23 protein-coding genes are annotated in these 26,381 nt (G+C 26.3%); 20 read left to right on the forward strand and 3 right to left on the reverse strand.

Annotation, left to right across the window (positions count from 1 at the left end; genetic code table 11):
- The first annotated feature begins 12 nt into the window (after window positions 1-12).
- From rapZ to rlmD, 8 genes are all read left to right on the forward strand, one after another.
- On the forward strand, window positions 13-870 hold the full coding sequence (gene rapZ, locus HF520_RS14500; protein ID WP_168574589.1) for an RNase adapter RapZ: 858 nt from the start codon (window positions 13-15) through the stop codon (window positions 868-870).
- A gap of 14 nt (window positions 871-884) precedes the next feature.
- Window positions 885-1,994 carry a gluconeogenesis factor YvcK family protein gene (locus HF520_RS14505; protein WP_168574590.1) on the forward strand — a complete coding sequence of 370 codons (1,110 nt, stop codon included), beginning with the start codon at window positions 885-887 and terminating at the stop codon, window positions 1,992-1,994.
- A gap of 65 nt (window positions 1,995-2,059) precedes the next feature.
- A complete protein-coding gene (locus HF520_RS14510) occupies window positions 2,060-2,488 on the forward strand; it encodes an NUDIX hydrolase (protein WP_168574591.1) in 429 nt (142 codons plus the stop codon).
- A gap of 15 nt (window positions 2,489-2,503) precedes the next feature.
- On the forward strand, window positions 2,504-3,457 hold the full coding sequence (whiA, locus tag HF520_RS14515) for a DNA-binding protein WhiA (protein WP_168574592.1): 954 nt from the start codon (window positions 2,504-2,506) through the stop codon (window positions 3,455-3,457).
- Window positions 3,458-3,540: 83 nt separating this feature from the next.
- Window positions 3,541-7,056, forward strand: a complete 3,516-nt coding sequence (locus HF520_RS14520; RefSeq protein ID WP_207711010.1) for a DNA polymerase III subunit alpha — start codon at window positions 3,541-3,543, stop codon at window positions 7,054-7,056.
- A 174-nt stretch (window positions 7,057-7,230) separates the two neighbouring features.
- Window positions 7,231-8,190 (forward strand): 6-phosphofructokinase, encoded by a 960-nt coding sequence (pfkA, locus tag HF520_RS14525; RefSeq protein WP_168574593.1) that lies wholly within the window; start codon window positions 7,231-7,233, stop codon window positions 8,188-8,190.
- Window positions 8,191-8,207: 17 nt separating this feature from the next.
- Window positions 8,208-9,968 (forward strand): pyruvate kinase, encoded by a 1,761-nt coding sequence (gene pyk / locus HF520_RS14530; RefSeq protein WP_168574594.1) that lies wholly within the window; start codon window positions 8,208-8,210, stop codon window positions 9,966-9,968.
- Window positions 9,969-10,266: 298 nt separating this feature from the next.
- Entirely contained in the window at window positions 10,267-11,634 is a 1,368-nt protein-coding gene (gene rlmD / locus HF520_RS14535) for a 23S rRNA (uracil(1939)-C(5))-methyltransferase RlmD (RefSeq protein ID WP_168574595.1), read from the forward strand.
- Here rlmD and HF520_RS14540 read toward each other — a convergent pair.
- The 3 genes from HF520_RS14540 to HF520_RS14550 form a co-directional block, all read right to left on the reverse strand.
- Window positions 11,615-13,120 (reverse strand): recombinase family protein, encoded by a 1,506-nt coding sequence (locus HF520_RS14540; RefSeq protein WP_168574596.1) that lies wholly within the window; start codon window positions 13,118-13,120, stop codon window positions 11,615-11,617. The two genes, rlmD and HF520_RS14540, sit on opposite strands and share 20 nt — an antisense overlap.
- Window positions 13,121-13,228: 108 nt before the next feature.
- Window positions 13,229-14,698, reverse strand: coding sequence for a recombinase family protein (locus HF520_RS14545; RefSeq protein ID WP_168574597.1), 1,470 nt, complete (start codon window positions 14,696-14,698; stop codon window positions 13,229-13,231).
- A complete protein-coding gene (locus HF520_RS14550) occupies window positions 14,698-14,835 on the reverse strand; it encodes a hypothetical protein (RefSeq protein WP_168574598.1) in 138 nt (45 codons plus the stop codon). The genes HF520_RS14545 and HF520_RS14550 overlap by 1 nt, the downstream gene beginning before the upstream one ends.
- Before the next feature lie 403 nt (window positions 14,836-15,238).
- Here HF520_RS14550 and HF520_RS14555 point away from each other — a divergent pair, with 403 nt between their 5' ends.
- The 12 genes from HF520_RS14555 (at window position 15,239) to HF520_RS14610 (ending at window position 25,919) form a co-directional block, all read left to right on the forward strand.
- Window positions 15,239-16,198 (forward strand): hypothetical protein, encoded by a 960-nt coding sequence (locus tag HF520_RS14555; protein WP_168574599.1) that lies wholly within the window; start codon window positions 15,239-15,241, stop codon window positions 16,196-16,198.
- Between the two features lie 149 nt (window positions 16,199-16,347).
- A complete protein-coding gene (locus HF520_RS14560) occupies window positions 16,348-16,893 on the forward strand; it encodes a hypothetical protein (RefSeq protein WP_168574600.1) in 546 nt (181 codons plus the stop codon).
- A gap of 51 nt (window positions 16,894-16,944) precedes the next feature.
- A complete protein-coding gene (locus HF520_RS14565) occupies window positions 16,945-18,027 on the forward strand; it encodes a hypothetical protein (RefSeq protein WP_168574601.1) in 1,083 nt (360 codons plus the stop codon).
- Window positions 18,028-18,310: 283 nt separating this feature from the next.
- Window positions 18,311-18,835, forward strand: coding sequence for an RNA polymerase sigma factor (locus HF520_RS14570; RefSeq protein ID WP_168574602.1), 525 nt, complete (start codon window positions 18,311-18,313; stop codon window positions 18,833-18,835).
- Entirely contained in the window at window positions 18,828-19,901 is a 1,074-nt protein-coding gene (locus HF520_RS14575) for a DUF4179 domain-containing protein (protein ID WP_168574603.1), read from the forward strand. The genes HF520_RS14570 and HF520_RS14575 overlap by 8 nt, the downstream gene beginning before the upstream one ends.
- Before the next feature lie 279 nt (window positions 19,902-20,180).
- On the forward strand, window positions 20,181-20,702 hold the full coding sequence (locus HF520_RS14580; protein WP_168574604.1) for a sigma-70 family RNA polymerase sigma factor: 522 nt from the start codon (window positions 20,181-20,183) through the stop codon (window positions 20,700-20,702).
- 15 nt (window positions 20,703-20,717) lie between these two features.
- Window positions 20,718-21,692: a DUF4179 domain-containing protein gene (locus HF520_RS14585; RefSeq protein WP_168574605.1), complete on the forward strand. Its 975-nt coding sequence runs from the start codon at window positions 20,718-20,720 to the stop codon at window positions 21,690-21,692.
- Window positions 21,693-21,695: 3 nt separating this feature from the next.
- A complete protein-coding gene (locus tag HF520_RS14590) occupies window positions 21,696-21,869 on the forward strand; it encodes a hypothetical protein (RefSeq protein WP_168574606.1) in 174 nt (57 codons plus the stop codon).
- A gap of 451 nt (window positions 21,870-22,320) precedes the next feature.
- Window positions 22,321-22,989 (forward strand): recombinase family protein, encoded by a 669-nt coding sequence (locus tag HF520_RS14595; protein WP_168574607.1) that lies wholly within the window; start codon window positions 22,321-22,323, stop codon window positions 22,987-22,989.
- Window positions 22,990-23,550: 561 nt separating this feature from the next.
- A complete protein-coding gene (locus HF520_RS14600) occupies window positions 23,551-24,039 on the forward strand; it encodes a hypothetical protein (protein ID WP_168574608.1) in 489 nt (162 codons plus the stop codon).
- A gap of 211 nt (window positions 24,040-24,250) precedes the next feature.
- Complete coding sequence (locus tag HF520_RS14605; RefSeq protein ID WP_243155157.1) at window positions 24,251-24,634, forward strand: VanZ family protein; 384 nt, start codon at window positions 24,251-24,253, stop codon at window positions 24,632-24,634.
- 778 nt (window positions 24,635-25,412) lie between these two features.
- Window positions 25,413-25,919, forward strand: coding sequence for a type III toxin-antitoxin system ToxN/AbiQ family toxin (locus HF520_RS14610; protein WP_168574610.1), 507 nt, complete (start codon window positions 25,413-25,415; stop codon window positions 25,917-25,919).
- The last annotated feature ends 462 nt before the right edge of the window (window positions 25,920-26,381 follow it).

Raw genomic sequence — 26,381 nt, forward strand, 5'->3', positions numbered from 1 at the left:
GGGGGAGTTAGAGTGAAGTTCGTAATAGTTACAGGTTTATCTGGATCTGGGAAAAGTGAAGCGATGAGAGCATTAGAGGATATGGGTTTTTATTGTGTAGATAACTTACCTCCTGCACTAATAACTAAATTCGCAGAGTTATGTTATCAGCCAAATTCAAGTATAGATAAAGTAGCTCTAGGTATAGATATAAGAGGAAGAAAATTTTTTGAAGCACTTCATGAAAGCTTAAATTATTTACGTAAAGCAAATTATAAGTATGAAATAATGTATTTAGATTGTTCAGATAATGTTTTAATAAGAAGATATAAAATGACTCGAAGAAACCATCCATTAGCTAAAAGCATACAAATACCAGAAGGTATAAAAATGGAAAGAGCAATAATGGAGCCATTAAAAGAAATATCAGACTGCATAATAGACACATCTAATATGAAACCGAAAGATTTAAAAGAAGAAATTAGTAAGATATACTCAGGTGGCGATAGCAATCAAAACTTAACAATATCAGTAGTATCTTTTGGTTTTAAGCATGGGATACCTGTTGATTGTGATTTAGTATTTGATGTTAGATTTTTACCTAATCCATATTATGTAGAAGATTTAAGGCCTAAAACAGGTGATGATAAGGAAGTTAGGGACTATGTAATGAATTCTAAGATTAGTGAAGAATTTTACACTAAGCTATTAGATATGGTAAACTTTTTAGTACCTCAGTATATAGAAGAGGGGAAACATCATTTAGTTATAGGAATAGGGTGTACAGGAGGAAGACATAGATCAGTAACTATATCTAATTTAATTTATAATGACTTAATAAATAAAGGATATAGAGTAATAAAGAAACATAGAGACTCTATGCTGAGATAAAATGGAGGCATATAATGGAGACTATATTCGTGATAGTAGGTATTTTTGGATGGATAGCCTTACTTACATCTCTATATCTATTAAAAAAATTAAGAAAAGAAAAGAACCAAATTATAGAATCAAAAGGTATTGAAAAAAAAGGTCCAAAAGTAGTTGTTATAGGAGGAGGAACAGGTCAATCTATTTTTTTGAGAGGATTAAAGTATTATACTCAAAATATAACTGCTATTGTAACCGTTGCTGATGATGGCGGAGGATCAGGCGTATTAAGAGAAGATCTAGGTATGCTGCCTCCAGGAGATATAAGAAACTGCTTGTTAGCTCTTGCAAATATAGAGCCAACTATGAATGAAGTAATGCAATATAGATTTACAGAAGGAAACTTAAAAGGTCAAAGTTTTGGAAATTTATTTATTGCAGCTATGAATGGACTTTATGGAAACTTTGAAACTGCAGTGTATAAAATGAGTGAAATATTTGCTATAACAGGGAGGGTTTTACCTGTTACTTTAGAAAATATAAATTTAATAGCAAGGTTAAAAAATGGAAGTTTAGTAAAAGGTGAGTCTAGGATACCTGTTGAGGTTAAACTCCAAAAATCAGGTATAGAAAAAATATCTCTAGACCCTATAGATGTTACACCTTTAGAAGAGGTAATTACATCTATATATGATGCAGATATAATTGTTATTGGTCCAGGTAGTTTATATACCAGCATAATACCAAATTTATTAGTAAGAGATGTGGTTAAAGCTATAAAAAAATCTAATGCTCCTAAAGTATATATATCGAATATAATGACTCAGCCAGGAGAAACAGAAAATTATAATGTATTAGACCATATTAATGCGATAAATAAACATGCAGATAAGGAATTAATAAACTATGTTATTGTGAACAACGAGATATTGCCTGAAAATGTTTTTGAAAAATATAAAAAAGATGGAGCAGAGCAAGTTTTATTAGATGAGGTTCAGAGAAAAGATTTAAATAACATGGGTATAAAAGTTATACAAGATAATTTAGTTGAAGTTAAAAATAATTATATTAGACATGATGCAAAACATATAGCTAATATAATAATTAACTTGGCACTAAGTCATAATTATGACAATGATAAGTAAAAAAGGATTTTAATTATTTATGTAGAAATCCTTATTATTATGTTAGTTTTAAGGAGTGAACATCTATGAGAGAAGAGGTTAGTGCCGGTGGAGTAGTATTGTTTGGAAATGCCATTCTTTTATTGAGAAAGTTTAATGGAGACTGGGTTTTGCCTAAAGGAAAGGTAGAAGAAGGCGAAAATAAGCAAGAAGCAGCACTAAGAGAAGTTTTAGAAGAAACTGGAGTTAAGGCAGATATATTGAAATATTTAGGAGAGATACACTATACATTTAAAGAAAACTGGGATGAGAATAGAGCTGTTCATAAAACGGTTTTTTGGTATTTAATGAAAGCGAGAGGTATGGATACTGTACCACAAAAAGAAGAAGGTTTCATTGATGCTAAATTTATTCATTTAGATAGAGTCGTTGACTTAGCTAGATATGATGATGAAAAAGAAATAATAAAAGTAGCCTTGCAAGAAATAAGAAAAAGGCTTAAAAATAATAGTTAGTCTATAGGTGATAATATGTCGTTTTCAGCAGAAGCAAAGAATGAATTAGCTAGAATATTACCAGAAGACAAAGATTGTAGTTTATGTGAATTATCGGCTTTAATCAAACTTTCAGGTAGTATACAAATTGTAGGATATAAAAAATTAAATATAAAAGTAATCACAGAATTAAACTCTATAGCAAGAAAAATTTTTAAATTATTAAAACAAAATTTTGATATAAATACTACTATTAGTGTAAATAAAAACCAAATGCTAAAGCGTAATAATAGCTATGTTCTTGTTGTAAAAAGTGAAATGGGAGCTGAAAAGTTATTAAGAGATTTATGTATTTTACCAAAGGAAGAAGCTTTTTATCCTTTAAATGAAGTTCCAAAGGAATTGTTAAAAAATGAAGAATGTATAAGAGCATTTTTAAGAGGAGCATTTTTAGGTGGAGGATCAATAAGTGATCCAGAAAAAAATTATCATATGGAGTTTGTAACTAACAATGAAGAATTTTCTAAATCATTAAGAGATTTAATAAACTCTTTAGGGTTTAATTCAAAAATAGTATCAAGGAAAAACAATTATGTGGTGTATCTAAAAGAAAGTGAGCAAATATCAGATTTACTAAGCATAATAGGTGCTCATAATGCACTTTTAAGTTTGCAAAATACAAAGATAGTAAAAGAAATGAGAAATAATGTAAATAGATTAGTAAATTGTGAAACAGCAAATCTTTCTAAAACAGTAAATGCAGCAGTAAGACAGGTTGAAAATATTAGACTTATTCAAGATACAATAGGTATAAGTAGTTTACCAGAAAATTTACAAGAAATTGCAAGAATTAGGGAAGAGTATGAGGATATGACATTAAAAGAATTAGGCGAAATGTTAAATCCACCTATAGGTAAATCAGGGGTAAACCATAGACTAAGAAAAATTGAGGAAATAGCTAATAAGTTGAGAGAAAATACTTATAAATAAGGGGTTATATTTTATATAGCTCCTTTTTGTTTTAACATAAAGAATTTATGGTAAAATTAGAATTAGAAATAGGAGGTGAGATAATGAGCAATAAATTTGTTCATCTTCATGTTCACACAGAATATAGTTTACTTGATGGTTTTTCAAGGTTAAAGAAACTTATAAATAGATGTAAAGAACTTAATATGGATGCCATTGCGATAACTGACCATGGTTGTATGTTTGGAGCAATAGATTTTTATAAAGAAGCTAAAAAAGCTGGTATAAAACCTATAATAGGTTGTGAAGTTTATACAGCAGCACGTAGTTTAAATGATAAAGATCCAAATTACGATAAGTCACAGGGACACTTAGTATTATTGGCTGAAAATATGACTGGTTATAGCAATTTAATAAAGATGGTATCAAAATCTTATGTAGAGGGATTCTATTATAAACCAAGAGTAGATATGGAGGAACTTAGACAACATAGTGAAGGAATAATTGCTTTATCAGCATGTTTAGCAGGAGATGTATCTCAAGCTCTTATGGATAGAAATTATGAAAAAGCTAAAAGACTTACATTAGAATATAGAGATATATTTGGTAAAGACAACTATTTTTTAGAAATACAGGATCATAATTTACCAGAGCAAAAAGAAGTAAATGCTGGAATTATAAAGTTGTCGAAAGAACTAGATATACCATTAGTTGCAACTAATGACTTGCATTATGTAAACAAAGAAGATTCAAAAATACATGATATACTTATGTGTATTCAAATGGGAAAAACAGTAAATGATCCAAGTAGAATGAGATTTGGTAGTGATGAATTTTATCTTAAATCTAGAGAAGAAATGGAAGAAATATTTCCATATGCAATAGATGCATTAGATAATACTGTAAAGATAGCAGAACGATGTAATGTAGAATTTGACTTTAACACAATTCATCTTCCTAATTATGATGTCCCTGAAGGATATACAACGAATAGTTATTTAAGGGAACTGTGTTTTAAAGGTCTAAAAGAGAGATATGAAAATCCTAATGAAGAGGTAATAGAAAGATTAAATTATGAACTTAGTGTTATTGAGAAAATGGGATATGTAGAGTATTTCTTAATAACATGGGACTTTATAAATTATGCAAAAGAAAACAATATAATGGTTGGTCCAGGTCGTGGTAGTGCTGCAGGTTCAATTGTTGCTTATACATTAAAAATAACAGATATAGATCCAATTAAATACTCATTATTATTTGAGCGTTTTTTAAACCCAGAACGTGTATCCATGCCGGATATAGATATAGATTTTTGCTACGAAAGAAGAGAAGAAGTTATAGATTATGTAAAGCATAAGTATGGAGAAGATCATGTTGCACAAATTATTACCTTTGGAACAATGGGAGCAAAAGCAGCTATAAGAGATGTTGGTAGAGTATTAGATATACCATATAATAAAGTCGATAAGATAGCAAAAGAAATACCATTTGCATTAGGAATGACAATAGATAAGGCATTAGATACAAATCCTAATTTAAGAGAATTATATGAAAATGATGCAGAGACGAAAGAAATAATAGATATTTCAAAGTCAATAGAAGGTATGTTAAGACATGCTTCAACACATGCTGCTGGAGTTGTTATATCGAAAAAGCCAGTAGATGAGTATGTACCACTATACAAACATCAAGATGCAATTACTACACAATTTACAATGACTACTTTAGAAGAACTAGGTCTATTAAAAATGGATTTCCTTGGGCTTAGAACACTTACAGTAATAAGGGATGCATTAGATTTAATAGAAAAAAATTATGGAAAAAAAATAGATTTCTCTAAAATGGACTATGATGATCCTAAGGTTTATGAGCTTTTATCATCAGGTAATACATTAGGAGTATTCCAGTTAGAAAGTGCTGGAATGAGAAGTTTCATGAAGCAGCTTAAGCCAGATAATTTTGAGGATATAGTAGCCGGAATATCACTATATAGACCAGGTCCTATGGATTCTATACCAACATATATAGAAAATAAAAATAACCCTGATAAAGTTAAATATATTCATGAATCTTTAAGACCTATAATGGAAGTAACATATGGATGTTTAGTATATCAAGAGCAGGTAATGCAGGTAGTTAGAGACTTAGGCGGATATAGCTATGGACGTAGTGACTTAGTTAGAAGAGCAATGGGTAAAAAGAAAATGGATGTCATGGAAGAAGAAAGACAATACTTTATATATGGTAAAAAAGATGAAGATGGTAATGTTGAAATACCAGGTTGTATATCAAATGGAATTCCTGAAGATGTGGCTAATAAGATATTTGACGATATGATAGACTTTGCAAAGTATGCGTTTAATAAATCTCATGCAGCAGCTTATGGAGTTTTATCATATGAAACGGCATATTTAAAAGCACATTATCCTGTGGAATTTATGGCAGCTTTAATAACTAGTGTAATGGGTAATACAGATAAAGTTGTTGAATATATTAGAGAATGTAATGCTTTAGGAATAGATGTATTAAAACCAGATATAAATAAAAGTTTTGGTAAATTTTCAGTTGAAGGTAATAATATAAGATTTGGATTAGCTGCAGTTAAAAATGTTGGTGTTAATGTTATAAATAATATTATAGATGAAAGAGAAATTAATGGAACTTTTACAGATTTTGTAGACTTAGTAAAAAGATTGGATTCAAAGGATACAAATAAAAGAGTTTTAGAAAGTTTAATAAAGTGTGGAGCATTTGATAATATAAGTCAAAATAGAGCTAGTTTAATGGCAGGATATGAATCTTTATTAGACAGTATATCTATGGATAGAAAGAAGAATATACAGGGGCAAATATCTTTGTTTGATGCTTTTGGTACAAGCAATGAGACAGAGCAATTTCAGGATATATATACTATGCCAAAAAGAGAAGAATATGAAGAAAGAGAAAGACTAAATTTAGAAAAAGAAGTTTTAGGAATGTATGTAAGTGGTCACCCTTTATCCCAATATAAAGAAGAGTTAGAAAGAAAAACCTCGATTGATAATGGTAAATTAAACTCTTTAAAAGAAGACGAAGAAGCATTTTTTTCTTTAGATGATAGAGAAGTAATAATGGGTGGAATGGTAGTTAATAAAACTATAAAAACTACTAAAAGAAATGATATTATGGCCTTTATAGAGTTAGAAGATTTATATGGTACGATAGAAGTAATAGTATTTCCACAAATTTTACAAAGATATAATGCTATACTTAATGAGGATAGTATAATTTATGTTAAAGGTAGACTAAACATAAAAGAAGGAGAAAATGCAAAAATCATTGCTAATGAATTTAAAGATATAAATGATAACATTGATTTTGGAGAAAATAAAAAATACACAGCTAAAAAAACATCTAAAACAGGGTTATATTTAAAGATTGATAGCTTTAGCAATAATGACTTACTAGATAGGATAAAGTATATATTATTAGATAACAGAGGAACGGAATATGTATACTTATACGCAGATGATACAAAACAATTGTATAAATGGAATGGCATTAGTATAAACATAAATGAAAATGTTATACACAGATTAGAAAGCTTACTACCTAAAGCTAATATAAAAGTAAAAATGTAAGTGGAAAATAAAAAAAATAAATAATTATAATAGTATAAAAAATATTTTGAGATATGATATAATATCAAAAAATGGATATTTTTTAGAGATTTTTAATTTTTTTACCTATAATGGGATAAAAAAATAATCTAGGGACTTAAAAAGTCCCTAATATAGAAATCAGGAGGAAATACTATGAAGACTATAGGGATTTTAACAAGTGGAGGAGATGCTCCAGGAATGAATGCAGCTATAAGAGCTGTAGTAAGATCAGCTATATATTATGGTTGCAAAGTATATGGCATAAATAGAGGATATAAGGGATTATTAGAAGAAGACTTAGTTGAAATGGATTTATCTTCTGTTGGTGACATAATACATAGGGGGGGGACAATATTAAAATCTTCTAGATGTGAAGAGTTTAAAACAGAAGAAGGAAGATTACAAGGTGTAAAAGTACTTAAAAAATATAAAATAGATTTCTTAGTTGTAATAGGTGGAGATGGCTCATTTAATGGTGCTCAAAAACTAAGTGATTTAGGATTTCCAGCAATAGGAATACCAGGAACGATAGATAATGATTTAGCTTATACAGATTATACAATAGGATTTGATACAGCTATGAATACTGTAGCAGATGCAATAAGTAAAATAAGAGATACTTCTTCATCTCATGAAAGAGTTAATATAGTTGAAGTTATGGGGAGACACTGTGGTGACTTAGCTTTATATTCAGGTCTTGCAGGTGGAGCAGAAACTATAATAGTTCCAGAAGTAGATTTTAAGATTGAAGATATATGTAATAGATTAAGAACTACACAAAAAAGAGGCAAAAGACATAGTATAATAGTTTTAGCTGAAGGTGTAGGAAATGCTAGTGATTTAGGTAAGGAAATAATAAAAGAAACAGGTGCAGATTTAAGGGTAACTGTTTTAGGTCATGTACAAAGAGGTGGATGTCCATCTGTATTTGATAGAATTCTTGCAAGTAGAATGGGAGTTAGAGCAGTTGAATTATTACTAGATGGAAAATCAGCCAGAGTTATAGGAGTAAGAGATAATAAAATTATAGATATGGATATAAATGAAGCTCTTTCAATGACTAGAGCTTTTGATAAAGAAACTTATGAAATGGCAAAAATATTATCTATATAATTAGGAGGAAAATATAAATGCTTAAAAATGTAAAAAGAACTAAAATAGTTTGTACATTAGGACCAGCTTCCGAAAGTGAAGAAATACTAACTCAGCTAGTAGAAAATGGGTTAAATGTATGTAGATTTAACTTCTCTCACGGGTCACATGAAGAGCATAAAGAAAGGCTAGATATAGCAAAAAAAGTTAGGGAAAAATTAAATAAGCCTGTTGCATTATTATTAGATACAAAAGGACCTGAAATAAGAACTGGTCAATTTGCTGATCCTGAAGTTTTCTTAGAAGAAGGAAGTAAGTTTACTATAACAATGAAAGATGTTATAGGAACAAAAGAAATGTGTACAGTAAGCTATAAGGACCTTGTTAAAGATGTTAAAACTGGGGACATGATATTAATAGATGATGGTTTAGTTGGCCTTAGAGTTCAAGAAATAAATGATGCTGATATAATTTGTGTTGTTGAGAACTCAGGTGTAGTTAAAAATCATAAAGGAGTTAATGTTCCAGGAGTAAAAATAAACTTACCAGCAATAACTCCAAAAGATATAAGTGATATAGAATTTGGTATAAGTCAAGGAATAGATTTTATAGCTGCATCTTTCGTTAGAAAGGCATCGGATGTATTAGCTATAAGAGAAATATTAGAAAATAATAATGCTACAGATATAAAAATAATATCTAAGATAGAAAACCAAGAAGGTGTAGATAACTTAGATGAAATATTAAAAGTATCTGACGGTATAATGGTAGCAAGAGGAGATCTTGGAGTTGAAATACCAACAGAAGAAATGCCTATAGTTCAAAAGATGATGATAAAAAAATGTAAAGAAGCAGCTAAGCCAGTTATAACAGCTACTCAAATGCTAGACTCTATGATAAGAAATCCAAGACCAACAAGAGCAGAAGTAACAGATGTTGCAAATGCAATATATGACGGAACTGATGCAATAATGCTATCGGGAGAAACTGCTGCAGGAAAATATCCAATTGAAGCTGTAAAAACAATGGCTACAATAGCTAGAAGAACAGAGCAGACTTTAGATTATTCTAAGTTATTAAAAGAAAATTCAACTAATCATGAAACAGTAACCGACGCTATAAGTTATGCAACTTGCTCAACTGCAGTTTCATTAAATGCATCAGCTATAGTAACAGCTACATCTTCAGGATATACTGCAAAAATGGTATCTAAATTTAGACCACAATCTCCAATAGTTGCTGCTACTGCAAATGATAAAGTTATGAGACAATTAAACCTTAGTTGGGGAGTATATCCGGTTAAATCTGATTTAGCATCTAATACTGATGAGGTTATAGAAAATTCTATAGACGCAGCTAAAGATGCTAAGTATGTAAACGATGGAGAATTAGTTGTAGTAACATCAGGTGTTCCAGTTGGTGTAAGCGGAACAACAAACTTAATAAAAGTTCATGTTATTAGTGAAGAAATAGTTCAAGGTATAGGTGTAGGAGACAAAACTGTAGAAGGTAAGGTTCATATAGTTAAGTCCGGCCAAGTATGCGAAGACTTTAATGAAGGTGATATATTAGTTACTACAATGACTGACATAGAAATGAATCCTTATATAGAAAGGGCTGGAGCTATAGTAACAGAAGATGGCGGAATGACATCTCATGCGGCTATAGTAGGTTTAAACTTAAATAAGGCTGTAGTTGTATCTGCTTATAATATACTTGATTTAGTTAAAGATGGAGAAGTTATAACAGTAGATGCTTCAAGAGGAGCGATATACAGAGGTTCAACAAGAGTCTTATAAGAGCTTAAATAATTGTTATAAAATTACTTAGAATATATAATGAAACTGTTATTATATATTTAAATTATTTGGCCACTAGGTTACTAATAAACTTAGTGGTTCTTTTATATTCTAATATTTGAATAAGACTTAGACCATAAAAGTAATATATACATCAATGTTAACTTTTATCCTAAAATATTAATATCATAGGATTTAAAAGTAAAGATTTATTTATATAAGGGCTTTATAAGCTCTTGTTTTTTTGGTAAAATAAATTCTTGTAGTTTCTTAAATAATATGTACGGAGGATTAACCTATGTTGTCAAAAAATAAAGAGTATATAGTAGATATAGTTGATATAGGTCAAGGTGGCGTTGGAATAGGTAAATACGATGGTTTTACAGTATTTGTAGATGGCGGACTAATAAAAGATAAAGTAAAAGTAAAAATCAATAAATCAAAGAAAAATTATGCTGTAGGAGATATAGTTGAGATAATAGAAGAATCACCATACAGAGTAAAGAGAAGATGCAATGATAGTTTGAAAGAATGCGGAGGATGCCAAATTCAAGAGTTGGATTATCAAAAGCAGCTTGATATAAAAACTAATGAAGTTAAACAAGTAATAAATAGGATCGGAAAATTAGAAAATGTATTAATACATGAAACTCTAGGTATGGAAGATCCAATAAGATATAGAAATAAAGCTCAATTCCCAATACAAAAGGTTGGGTCAAACCCTTTAATAGGATTCTATAAAAAGAAAAGTCATGACATAATACCTACTGATAAATGTGTTATACAGCATGAGATAAATGACAAAATTATGAAAATAATTAAAACTTATATAAATGCATATAAAGTAAGTATTTATGATGAAAAAACTCATACTGGAGTTTTAAGACATTTAGTAACAAAGATAGGATTTACAACAAATGAAGTTATGGTAGTTCTAGTTGCGAATGGAAGAAAATTACCATATTTAAAAGAGTTAGCATCAGTTTTAGAAGAAAATGTTCCTGGATTTAAGACATTAGTTGTAAATGTAAATAGAGAAAAAACAAATGTTATCTTAGGCAAAGAAAATATAGTTGTTTATGGAGACGGAAAAATAAATGATTATATAGGAGATTTAGTTTTTGAGATATCTCCACTATCATTCTTCCAAGTAAATCCTGCTCAAACTGAAGTTTTATATAATAAGGCTTTAGAGTATGCGGATTTAAAAGAGAATGATACAGTATTTGATATATATTGTGGAATAGGTACTATATCATTATTCTTGGCTCAGAAGGCTAAAAAAGTATATGGTATAGAAATAGTAGAAGATGCAATAAAAGATGCTAAAATAAATGCTAACTTAAATAAACTAGATAATGTTGAGTTTTATGTTGGAAAAGCAGAAGAAGTAGTTCCTAAAATGTATAAAGAAGGTAAAACTGCAAATGTAGTAGTTGTGGATCCACCAAGAAAAGGGTGTGATGAGAAGGTTCTTGATACTATAGTTTCAATGAAGCCGGATAGAGTTGTGTATGTTTCTTGTAACCCATCTACTTTGGCTAGAGATTTAGCTTATTTAGATGAAAGAGGTTATAAGTGTTTAGAAATACAACCAGTGGATATGTTCCCACATACAATGCACGTTGAGTGCTGTGCGAAGATAGTTAAGAAGTCTGATTTATAAAATCAGATAAACATATAGATGGCTCCGATAATCGGTAATAAATTCTCGGAGTACCATCTTCATCTACTTCGATTTTATCTATTAATCTATTTATAACATTAGGTGTTAGTTCAGTAATAGTATAAGCTATACTTTTAAAATAGCTTATATTGTTGCTTATATTAGCTTTGAAATTTGTATTCATAGTGCTTTCAATAGAAAGTTTTCTATTTTTTAATTCATTTAGTTCTAAGTTAATATTTTCTACGATAGTATCATAATCATCCTTACTAATAAAATCATCTATAAATTTATTAAGAGCATTATTTTTTCTTATAGTTAATTTTAAAATTTTATTATTTATACTATCTAGTTTATTTTTACTAGATTTAGACTCTATATTTAAGTTGAAATTAAGAGCCTTAAAAAATGATTTATTATTTGTAGAATTACATATAAAATCTAAGTCACACATGATTATATCTTTAAGATTTTGTTCACGTATTATATGAGAACTACAAGCTTTAAGACCATGTTTATTAAAGTTACCACAAATATATCCCTTTCTATTCTTTTTAAAATGCATTCCATGACTACAATCAGCACATATAAGAATATTACTAAATAGATGTGTACTTTGAGCAGGCCTTTTTCTTCTACGAGATGATATTAGCTTCTGAACTGCATAAAAATCATCTTTAGATATTATAGCTTCATGCGTATTTTTTACTATAATTAAATCATCATTAGATATAATTTCTCTTCTAGTAGAAGTAACACTTTTCGTTGTGCTTCTTCCTTGCACTAAATCACCTATAAAATGAGGATTTTCTAAAATACATCTTACAGATGAACCATGCCACTTGGATGATGCATTTGTTATACCTGCCACTTGGCTAGGGCTAGGAATATCATCATTATATAAACCTCTTGCAATAGCATCAAAACCTACACCACTTATGTATTCATTAAATATTCTTTTAACTATGCCAGGTGTAAAATCATTTCTAATGAATAACTTACCATCTTTACAGTAATAGCCATATGGAGGAATAGAACCTTTAAATAATCCTTTTTCAGCTCTAGATTTTAATGCATATTTAACTCTGTCACTAATTCTTTGAGATTCTTGTTCATACATCCAAGCATACATACCAAACATATGAGTGTTACCTTCAATAGTATTTATAGCATTGTCTAAAGTTATAATGTGTATATTGTTATTTTCAGCTAACGACTTTACTTCATACGATAGTTTACCATTTCTAGCTATCCTAGAAAGTTCTTTAGCTAATATAATTTCAAATTTTTTATTTTTTGCATCAGATATCATTTGTTGAAACTGTTCTCTTTTATCTTTAGTTCCAGATTCTATATCGATATACATTTTGCCAATATCCCAGCCTTTATCTGAGATATATTTAAAAAATAAGTCTTTTTGATTTTGTAAAGAAGTTTTTTGTTCCTCTTTATCAGTTGAAACTCTTATATAAATTGCACATTTCATTATAAACATCTCCTTTGCTTGAAGATGTAGTATTATTTACCTTAATATAATTATTATAATATTTATAGGAATATAATTCTAGATAGGATATAAATTAGAGGATGAGACCTAAAATCTATAGTAGATTTTAGGTTCACCTAATTTAGTAATTTCTATTTTTTTTATAAAGTAATTTAATATTTGAGGGTTTAAAGATGCTGATTTGATGATTCTTGACTTTAATAAATCGAAATCACGTGGTAAATCTATTTTATCTTTTACCATCAACATAGATTCAATAGCATGTATATTTTTTAAGATATCATTTATATTATTATCTAATTCAGCAATAGCTATATTGTATTCATTTATAGTGATTTCACAATCTAAGTGCATATCAAAAGCTTTTTTTTTCCTATTTTCTAGTCTCTTTTTTTCTATATGAAGGTTAGTTAAAGTAGACTTAGATTTCCTTATATTTTTATTTAGTCTTCTTTCTATATAGTTAAGTAAAAAACCTGAGTCAGAATTATCGATTTTATCAATTATATTTTTAGTCAATAAATTTACTAAGTCAATTTTCTTTATTTTTTCAGTACAACATGTTTTTTTACCATACTTTAAACGACCAGAGCATATGTAATCATTATTCCTAAGTGACATAGCTCTTCCACAAGCTTCACAGTATATAAGATTACTAAATAAATGTGTTTTTCTTGCAACCTTTGTATTGGGTTTTCTAGATTCAATTATATCTTTAACTAAATTAAATTGTTGCGTACTAATTATAGGTTCATGTGTTTTTTCAACTACAATATAATCATTTTTAGAATTATTAACTCTATTTTTATATATAGTATTAACAGCTTCAGTTTTTCCTTGTACCAAATTACCGATATAGTGCTGATTAACTAGTATTTTTCTTATAGTTGAAGAACTCCATTTACTTGAAGCATTTTTCTTATTTAATAATTGACTAGGAGTAATAATATTTTCTTCAGTCAATTTTTTTGCTATAGACTCAGCAGATTCTCCTGATACATAATCACTAAATATTCTTTGCACTACTTTAGGGGATTCATCATCTTTAATATATAGTTTTCCTTCTATGCAACAGTACCCATAAGGTGGTGTTGAACCAATAAATATACCACTTTTAGCCATTGTTTTTTTACTTTGTTTAGTTCTTAAACTAGTTATTTTACTTTCCTCTGAATAAATAAGTATATATGTTGAAAATAAACTTATATTTCCTTTTATACTATTTATATCACCACTCAATGTTACGATATGAAAATTTTTAGCAACTACATGGTCTCGTAAATATTCAAGTTCTAAAGCATTTCTAGAAAGTCGAGAAAGGTCTTTTACTATAATAACATCTATATTTTTAGATAAAGCATCTTTAACTATTTTATTATATCCATCACGCTTATTATAACGACCACTTTTAGTTCCAGTGAAAATATCATGATAAACATTATATACTTCAAAGCCATGAGCCTTTGCAAAATCTCTACAAGCAAGTTCTTGATATTCTAATGATGTTTCTTGAGATTCTTTATCTGTTGATACACGTATATATATTCCAGCTTTCATTAAAGTATTACCTCCTTATTTGAATCATTTGATGAAAGAAGCTCTTGGTAATACTCATTTAAGCAATTATCAATAACATCATCTAAAAACAGTTTTAAAACATCATTCCAATTTAAGTTATTTTCGTATTTTTCCATAAAAAAATCTCCTTATCTAAAACAACTAAAAATGTAATACATTTCATTGTTTTTTTTAAAGAGACATAGGTTCATCTATAAAAAAATTTTTATCAATATTATATATTATTAAATAATAAATCTTAGTTTATATAATATCATTATTTTTTTATATAGTAAATATTAAAATTTTACGGAAGAAAATAATAGAAAATTTAAAATATTTTTTATATTTAGATAAAACCGTTTTGATATTGAAGCTAAAAAATAAATTTAGTATGATTGATAGAAATTTAATATAAAAGATATAAATTTAAATACTAAATAAATATAGTCGGTTTTGGGAAAAAAATATTTGTTAAATATTGATTAAATGTATATTTAATATGAAATTTAATTTCCTGACAAAAAATGGGAGGATAATATGATACATACGATACAATTATATACAAATTTGTCATTTGAGGAAAAAGATAATATAGAAAAAAGATTTAAAAAAAATATAGAAGAAATTATAAAAGATATAAATGGTAATGACGAAAGCATTAAATTATCAGGTAAAAATAGAGAGCTTTATTATCAAGTAACTATATTTGCAGATGTTACAAAAATATTAAATAGAGGAAATATATATGAAGAAGATTATTATGAAGTAAAGAAAAAAATTGATGAAAAGATAGAACATCTTGTGGGATATATCTTAGAGCTTACATTAATTAGAGTAGATTATAGATTTGATAAATATATAAGCTCCAATGCTGAAAGATTGATACTACTTCATTTATATAAAAAAATGATTGATAAGCATGGATTTAAAAAAAAGAAGAGTAAGAAGAAATATAAAACGAGTATTAGATATGATTCAAAAAGTATGCAAATTATAATATATGATAAAGAGCAAGAAAGAAAAGATAGAAATAAAAAATGTGAGTATTACGAAAGATGTATGCTAAGATTTGAAGTTAAGTTACTAAATAAGCATTTAAATTATAATAAAAGAAAATACAATATAGAAAAAAATTTAAAAAACTATTTTAGTAAATCATTACAAGTAAAGTATATGTTATCTAATATACAAAAAATAGTGTATAAAGGAGATTATTATAATATACGTGAAGCTAATAAAATAATAAATAAAAGTAGTATAAGTGATAAAGATAAACAATTTGTTAGAGAATTTCTTATAGACATATCAGAAAAAGGTGTTACAGGTGCTAAGCAAATAACTCTAGATAATAATAAAATAAAATACACACAGTATAAATTTAAGAAAGCTATATCTATATTAGAGGAGCTTAATATTAATCCAATTTTAATACCAAAGAGCAAAGAATATTTAGGTAATGAAAGGATTTATTATATAAAAAATCCGTTTGATTTATAATAGATTTTAATAAAAAATGACTTAGTATTTATAAATTTGATTAAATTTAAATATAATTATGTATCTTCATTAGAAGATTGAGAATTTAGGAAGGAAGGTAATATAAGTATACAACCTTCCTTTATTAAAATAAAAATTATAATATGGAGGTGATTAAAACTGAAATAAATAAAGATAAAGAATTTTTAAAAATGCTATATTCTTGTGGTGTTGTAACTCAGTACGGATTAGAACTTATGAATGTCTCCAGCTATAGGATTAACTTATATAGAGAAAATGACATTATAGAGTTAGTATACGAAAATGGGAATAAAGGGTATAAGTTAACATCTAAAGCTAAAAAAATTATGTCAAAAAAGTACGGATTAAAAAATAGTTATACATATAGGTCTATAAGACATTGTAGTAAGCTACAAGAAATATATTTAAATATTGATTTACAAAGATATAAATGGATAACTGAAACGGAAGTTTTATTAATAATGAATGATAGAATTAATTTATCATATCAATATAATCAAAGAACATTAAATTATCTTGATATATCACCAGTTGATGCAATAATAGTTGACCGTGAAACTAATACAGCCTATGGTATAGAAATTATATCACCTTCATATAGGGAGAGAGATTTAAATAAGAAAGAAAAGTTTTTAAATCTATTAGGTATAGAAGCTATATTTATAGAATGCTAAAAATACAGAATAAAATCTACGTAGAAGTGATTTTATAGAGGAGGTGATATAATGATTAAAACTGAAGATAAATTTGAAATATGTAGAAAATATCGTGTATATTTAGAAATTATATTTATACTTGGAAATGGAGTTATGCTACAGAAGCAGTTTTATGAGATATGTAGAAAGCTGTATATATCAAGAAGTGATTATCAAACAAGAAAGGTATTATCACAGCTAGAGAGGTTACAAATAATAAAGAAACAAAACTTTTTATATAGCAAAAATAAAGTAATAATTCTTAAAAAATTTGCAATTAGATTTTTATTGAACAAGAAATCTAGTAATCAAGTTGCATCTATACCTAAGTCTATAGATAAAAGGGCTATAACAAGTGTTTTTAAGCTTGATAGAATAATAAAAGTAATCGATGCTTATGACTTATATGATTGGAATAATTTTCTGGACAAAATGTATGATTTGAATAGTACTTTAATATACAATAAAATGAAAGGTATTTTTTATCATGAAATGCTTATGAGTAAATATAATTTAAACCTATATGAGCAAGAAATGTATATAAGAGGGCTAGAAAGCCATAAAAATATGTTAAGGAATCTAGAATCTGGAAGAAAAAAGAAGTTTAATAACAATGAAATATCTTATTCAGATTTAGATAGAGATAATATTAAGTTTTTATATAAAGGAAATAAAATGAATAATATAACTATTGATAAACTAATAAATGCAAACATACATATAGAGAGTATAACAGACCTAATAGATACTAAAGTAGTGGAGATTGTAGTTATGGATGTGAATAATAGCCAAAATATTAATCGAATTATTGATAGTATAATAATGTCTTGTATAGCTGTAAAAGAGATATTTAAAAGAGATAACATATCATTTAGATTTAAAATTATAACTTGGGATAATATAGCTAAGAAAAATGTAAAAGCTATTTTAGATAAAAAGAGTGTGAATCAAGAATACAACTATATAAGAAGTAAACTGAGTACATATAAATTGGATGGTAGAAATGTTTTATTAGACTTAAAATTAGATATAAATGATATAAAGATATCTATATCTCATATAGACATTTATAAAAAATATCTAGGAAATCTAAGTTTTATAAATAAATATTGAATAAAAAAAGAAATATTAAAAATATAGTATTTTTAATATTTCTTTTTTAGTTTATTCTCTGTGAACTTTATTTATGATATATAATATAATTAAAGTTCACAATTGTTATATAATACGAATTTGAAAATAGGAGCAGATGCTCCTATTTTTATTGAAGAATTTAAAATTAAAAAAGTTGATAAATATACTTTATAATAAAATTTAACATAAATGCACCGAAATAATAAAGTATTGCGTCTAATAAATATAGAAAGTAAAACTAATAAATGTAATGGAGGAAAATGTGGATATTTTAATAAAAAAAGCGATAAAAGGTAATAGCGAAGCTTTTATTAGTCTAATAGATAAACATGAATTGACTATGTATAAAACAGCAAAAGCTATACTAAACAATGAAGAGGATATAGGAGATGCTATCCAAGAAACCATATTATCAGCATATAAAAGCATTAATAATTTGAAAAATTCAAAGTACTTTAAAACTTGGTTAACAAAAATATTGATTAATAAGTGCAATGATATAGTTAGAGCGAATAAAAACATTGTGTTTATAGAGAAATATACTAAGGAAGAATTTTATGAAGAAGATATTGATAGAAGATTAGAATTTGATGAATGTTTTAAAAAGTTGGGTAGTGAATATAAATTAGTTCTAAGTTTGTATTATGTAGATGGATTTAATGCAAGAGAGATTAGCGAGATACTGAACGAAAATGAAAATACTATAAAATCAAGACTTTTGAGGGGAAAGAAATATCTTAAAAATTTCTTACTAAAGAATCATGAGGAGGTAGATAAGCATGCGTAAGAACATAGATGATGAGATAAAGAATTTATTAAATAAAGAAGAATCAATACCTATGAGCATAAGAAACAAAAAAGAAGATGCATTCAATATTATAAGAGATATGGGGAGTAAAGATATGAAAAATAAAAGGAACTTATTTGGTAAGAAAAATATAGCAGTAGCTACAGTAGTAATTGTTGGAGGTATAACTCTGACTAGTCCTGTCCTTGCAAATTTGAAAGATTTAATTTTTAATGGAAGATACAAAGGAGTACAAACAGCTATAGATAATGGATATGAACAGAATATAGAAGGAGCTTATAGCGAAAGTAATGGGATAAAGATAGAAGTTGTAAAAGCGGTTGTTGACCCTACTATGATAAACTTAAAATTTAAAGTTTCATCAGAAGATATTAAGAGTATAAAAAAATTTAAGTATGTTGAAAATGGACCAAGTATTAATGCTTTCAATATAACTGATGATAAAGGTAGGGTAATACAATTCTATGATGATAAAGAAGGGACAGGGACAAAGCCTATTATTGACGAAAATGGAAAAGAAGTCTGGTTACTATCAGGTGTGGATGAATCAGTTGACATTAAAGATATAGATAATGGGAATGTGTATTTTGATATAATGTTAAATTCATCAGAAGGGAACCTAGGAGAAATAAAGAGCTTAAACTTACAAACTAATAAAATAGCAAACTTAAAAGGTGATTGGAAATTAGATATTAAACTTGATGAACATATGACAAATAATGATATGGTGAATTACATTGCAACTGTAAGTAATGATAATGTAGAAGTCCTAGAAGCAAAATGTATGGCTACAGGAATAAAAGTTAAGTTTATGGTAAATACGCCTATAGATGAAAGCATAATATCAAAGGTTAAATTAGTTAATGAAGATGGAATTGAATACAGAACTGATAGACCAGGATGGATGGAATCAGAGAATGGAAAAGATATAGTTGAAATAACATTTGAAGCAAGTAAATTTGATAATTTAGATGAATTTGATTTTGTTATAGAAGATTTAAATGGCAAAGATGAAGTGATTAAATTAATTAAAGAAGTGAATTAATTGTTGTATAGTTGTAGTTTAGGTTAAAAAATATTGTAAAATTAAATATAGATTATAAAATATAATGAACAAATTTAATATAATGCGAACTAGACCAATAGTTGTATTTGCTTTTCATACAGCTATTGGTTTTTTTACTATTTAAAACTTATCTAATTTCAACAGAGTGTTAAAACATAACCTTATATAAAAATAAAAAAATTAAAATTAATTGATAGGAATATATATAATTTATCGTATTACTAATTGTAAAAGCTTTTACAGAAGGAGGAAGTAAACTTGCAGGACGAATTAATTATTAAATACATAAAAAAGAAAAAAGAGAAAGGAATGGAACTTTTAATAGATAACTATAGAGGGATTATAACTGCTATAGTAAGAAGACACTTAGGAGTATTAATAAATTATGAAGAAGAGTGTGTAGATGATGTTTTGTTATCTATTTGGGATAATATAAAAAGCTTTGATAATAGTAAAAATAGCTTTAAAAATTGGATATGTGCAATATCAAAATATAAAGCAATTGATTATAAAAAAAAGTATTTATCAAAAATAGAATATATGGATATGAGTGAAACAATTTATTATATAGATGAGCAATTATTAAAATCTGAAATAGAAGAAGAAGTAAATGATATATTAAGCCATTTAAATGAAAGTGATAGGACTTTATTTAAACAACATTATTTAGAGGGGCATACTTTAAAAGAAATTGCTTTTAAACATAATATAAGTGTATCTAATATATATAATCGCATATCAAGAGGAAGAAAGAAAATAAGAGAGAGAATATCTAAATAAAGGAGATAAAATATAATGAAAGATAAATTTGAAATATTAAATGATGTAAAAATAGATATAGATGAATATAAAGAAATTAAGTTTGATAACAATGATAAAATTAAAAATAGAATGAAATCAAAAATAAAATCAAGAAAGTCATCTTATAAAAAATTAGCAGTGGTAGCATCTTTAGCAGTTGTATTAGGTTATGGAGCGATATTTAATGAAAGTGTATGGGCAAATGTAGAAACAGTTTGGCATAGTATACAAAACATATTAGATTTTAAATATAAAGAAGTGAAACAATATAAATATGAAATAAATAAAAGTGTTGAAAAGAAAGATATAAAAGTAACATATAAAAATTTAATGATAGATGATGGAAATTTAATTATAGAAATGAATATAGATGATAGAAAGTTTAATCCATTTGATGATTTAACAGAAAAACAACAAAAAGATTGGTATGTTGATGAATGGGGGAATAGGGAAACTTTTATCACATTGGGTGCAGATAGTTTAGAAGCTTATATAAATGGAGAAAAGCAAATAGTACTAGGTGGGCAAGCTAATGATGATGCTAAGATAGAACAAGATGGAAGTACAACTATAATAACATCAATTCCAATAAATCAGATAGATAAATTTAATAACAATATATACAATATAAAATTAAATACTAAAAAAATATATCTATCAGCACAAATGAATGAGGGAGAAAAGGTTCGTTATGGTGGAGTGATAGAAGGTGATTGGAGTATAGATTTAGATATAAAAGAAGATGATTTAGTAAAATCAACAGTAGAGTATAAGGAGTATACAATAGATAAAAGTATAAATCTAAACATAGATGGAATAAATAAAGACCTTCAAATAGATAGATTATATATATCACCTATTTATACAAAAATACAAATGACTACAGATATAGATGGTTATGAAATATCAGATAAATACTCTATTGAAATAAAATTAGAAAATGAAAATGGTGAAGAATATCAAATTTAATATATGACTCCAAATTATGATGAATCAAAACAAAGTTGTAAAGTAGAAGTAGGATATAAAAATATATTCAAAGATAATACAAAAGTAAAAATAACACCTTTAGTAATTGATATTAACAGCGGAGAAGTAATTAAACAAGAATCAATAATAGTAAATTTAACTGAGAATAATAACTAAGAACTGACAAAAAATATTAAATTTTAATAATTTCATAATTTTAATATATTATAAATAAAAGTAGGAGCTGATATAAATTCTCCTACTTTTTTAGATTAATATTCAAACTTAATCTATTTTTTCTTCTTATAATCTAAAGCAAGACTAATAGTGGCACCTAAATATAATCCTATTGATTATCATACAAAATACAAGTTCAGCTTCTATAGAAAGTGTAAAATAGTAATTATTATCCTTTTTATTATTGTTTTCATACATAAAAACTCCAACTATGAATTTGCAAATAGTGTAAAAAAGAATTTATACAAAAGTGTCAAATTAACTTTTTAAGTATTAGGATAGTTTAAAAGTATCAAAATATATTGATGTAATGTTAAAATGATAGTATTATAAAACTATCAATTAAACGTACGTTTAATTGATATAATAAATCATATTTGGAGGAGATAAAATGAATAATACATATTTTTATATGAGAATATCAACTAAAGAAGCATCAGATAAACAAAGTTTCCAAAGACAAAATAAAGCTCTAGAAAAATACGCTGAAATAAATAATTTAAAATATAATAGTAGAACAGTATTTAAAGATGATATAAGTGGAGCAACATTTGACCGAGATGATTGGAAAGCTCTAGAGGGTATTTTAAAAGAAGGAGATACAATAATATTTAAAGAAATATCAAGATTTACAAGACAAGCTGAAGAAGGATATGAGAAATATATGGAGCTTATGGATAAGGGAATTAATTTGATATTCCTGGATAATCCAACTGTAAGCACAGACTACATAAAGCAATTAACAAATATAGCAGATAGTCAGCAACTAGTAACAAAAACAGCTTTAGAAGGTACTATAAAGCTTCTTTTAATAGTCGAGCTTGATAGAGTGCAACAAGAAAGAGAAATATTTATTAAAAGGATAAAGCAAGGTATTGAAGCTTCAACTAAAAAAAGTGGACGTAAATTTGGTCAATTAGATAAAATGAGTGACGAACTTAAAGATGATATAAAGTTATTCTTAATTGATAGAAGTATTAAACAAGTTGATTTAATGAAGAAGCATAATATTAGTAGAAATACATTAAAAAAATATATTGAACTTGTAAAATCTATATAAAGCATATAGATATTCTATTAAATAGTGGTAATCTTATGATACACAAAAAAATGGGGATATAAGTACCATAAAAGATTTAAAAGGTCAAGAACTTAAATTTACAACAATAGTTATCGAAGATAAGAAATTTAAACAACTTACGATGGGAAGTAAGTTAGAAAAAGGATATAAGAAAGAATATATAATATTAGATATACAGCAATTATTAGATATCCTTAAAATGGTACTGGAAAGAACTATTCCAGAGCATATAAGAATTTAAAAGCATATATAGATGATAGAGAGTATAAAAAATAACATACACAAGTATGCCGAGATTAAAGAAAAAGTATTAAAAATATTAAATTATGAAAAAATTCAATTGAAAATGCTATCTTTCAATTGATTATGTTAAGCTTATTATAATATAAAAGTTATAATAATAAACAAGAAAATGTAATACAAAAAAGACTTATATAAATTTATATAAGTTTTTTGTATAAATTTATGAAAAATAAAAAGGAGTTGTATGTAAAAAGTAGAATTTTATTATCATATTTATTTTATAGGGGGGATTATTTAATGAAAAAACCATCAAAAATTGCAGTTTTATCTATGGCGACAGCTATTTTATTAAATGTTAGTTCTATAGGAGTTTATGCGGATTCACAGAAAAATTTAGATGTAAATTCGAGTATTATGCAAGACACTATTTTAGAAAGTGGTGAAACTTATGATGGAATTGAAGTTTATGGTTTAGATAAGCCATCCACATCAAGTTTTCAAAATTTAAATAATGGGAGTTTGAGTTTTTCAGGCAAAGCAGAAGCTTCAACATTATATAGTAATAAGCATTTTAAGGGTAAGTCAACTATAAATTATACTATAAAAAATTATGGCTCAAAGAGATTGGTTGTTAAAATTTACAAATCAGGTTCTTTATTTGCAACAGAAACATTGTATGTTAATGCAAATAGTAGTGCAACTGGAAAAGTGACAGGTTTAGATAGTAGTTCTCTTTACTATTTGAAGTTTGAAGCACCAAGTAATTTTTCAGGTACTATATCATAGAAATTTAATATTAATAATGTCTTTGATTTTGCTTTATTTAAAAAAAATGATAATTTATATGTTACTTTTCATACCTATTTATTTAATAATTAGATTAGTTTATATAAAGAAAAAAAATAAGAGTATAAAATTAATTAATGAATTAATTTTAATGTTTTTTTGTATTTATTGTTGGGGAGTTGTATCTCAAACAATTATACCTAATTGGAGTATGGGAATTATAAGTGAAACAGGTGAATTTTATTTTAATATAAATATGTCGAATTCATTAGCTAAGATAAATATAATTCCATTTAAAACATTGTATGAACAAATTTTTACTAATAATTTAAATGTTTCAACTTGGAAAAAAGTATCAGTTTTAAATATATGTGCAAATATATTTTTATTTATACCATTTGGTTTTTTTATACATGTAATGTGTAAAAATAGTATTAATACAAAACAAGTTATTATAATTTCATTAATTACAACTTTAATTATAGAGGTTATTCAATATATAATTGGTCGTAGTGCAGATATAGATGATATCATACTAAATACAATAGGTGTACTATCTGGATACTTAACAACGAAATATTATATAAAAAAATAGGAGTTTAATAACTCCTATTTTTTATATGAAAAATAGGTTTAAAAATTATAAAATGTAAATAAAATATATAAAAAAACAGGAGCATAAGCTTTAATTTGTATTTTATCAGGTGTAAATCTATTTAAATCTGATAAATAATACATAAAAATAATTGAATATATTATTGATGTATATTTCTCAATATTAATATATTGAGAATTAAATTAATTTGTTGTGCTAGTTATTTTACAACACATATTGAAATTACTATATAAAGTTTTTTACAAAGAATATAAACTATTCTAAACTCTAGTATTTTCAATAATTAAATCTAACTAGCACAACGAGTTAAGTTAGCTAAATTTATGATTGAAATATGAAGTGTTTAATAATTATTATATATTGTAAATTACGTATATGAAAATGGAGAAGTTGCAAGAACTAATTTTAGCATAGGTATAGGGATAAAAGGTTTTAGTGGAATATATAATTTTCTAGAAGAGCAATATTAGTATGTGACGAAATTATAAGTCTATAAAAGTATATCCAGTTAAATATATAAATATATGGGAATAAAATTTTAATATAAAAATTTATATTTATAGAATATTTTAGTTGCAAAATGAGTATTATATTCATATAATAGAATTAATAAAAGGTGTACCCTACCATTAAGTGGGAAAGTTAAAAGAGGTGTACCCTACCATTAAGTGGGAAAGTTAAAAGAGGTGTACCCTACCATTAAGTGGGAAAGTTAAAAGAAGCGAAAGCTTCTTTTTTTATATATAGGGGGAAATAGATGAACTCAGAGGATAAAATTTGGTTCTATGAAGTAACAGATGATTATATTGACTATTTGAGAAAATTTGATAAAAAAGTTCCAAATAGTAAAATATTGGACAGGAAGCATACTAGAAAATATATAGGAGTACTTTTTACCATTAATGGATTTAAATATATAGCACCACTATCTTCATATAAAGACAAGCATAACTCAATGAAGGAATCTATAGATTTCTTAAAAGTTAAGGATTATGCTGTTATAAATTTGAATAATATGATTCCTGTCATAGATGAGTGTATATCTAAAGTGATGTTTGAAGAGGTTAGTGATGAGTATTATAAAGACCTTCTTGAAAATGAATACAAAGTAATTAAAACTAAAAAAAATCAAATACTAAAAAATGCTAATATAGTATATAATCAGGTTACAAAGTATAAGAAACAAAAAGGACTAATAAATAGATGTTGTGATTTTAATCTTTTAGAAGAAAAAGCAGAAATTTATTTTCAGAAAAATTACTAGCAATAACGTAAGTAGCTTTATATAAATATAGTTAAGAATGTTGATTTATAAAATTATATAATGATAAAACTTAAAAATACATAGTAAGAATTAAAATAAAAATTAGAGTATTTATTATTAATAGATACTCTAATTTTCATTTTTAAAAGAGGAATATCATACAAGTCAAAACTAAGGTATTATTTACAGAATTATAGTTAAAGAAGAAGGTAAAATACATTCAAGTATTAGATTTAATAATTGATTTTAGGTTAATTATTTTCACAAATCCTTTAATTAAAACTAACGTGGCTTATATGATTATAAAATCAAAGAAATGTATAGGATGACTAGTAAAGGCTATAGCAAATAAATATATAGTTACTATATTAGATTTTAGAATAAATAATAGATTATTAGTACTATATAAAAGACTAGCTGGGACTTTATATTAATTAAGTCAAAAACAGATGATATAAATAA

The sequence above is a fragment of the Romboutsia sp. CE17 genome, assembly GCF_012317385.1.
In the GTDB taxonomy this organism is placed as follows: domain Bacteria; phylum Bacillota; class Clostridia; order Peptostreptococcales; family Peptostreptococcaceae; genus Romboutsia_E.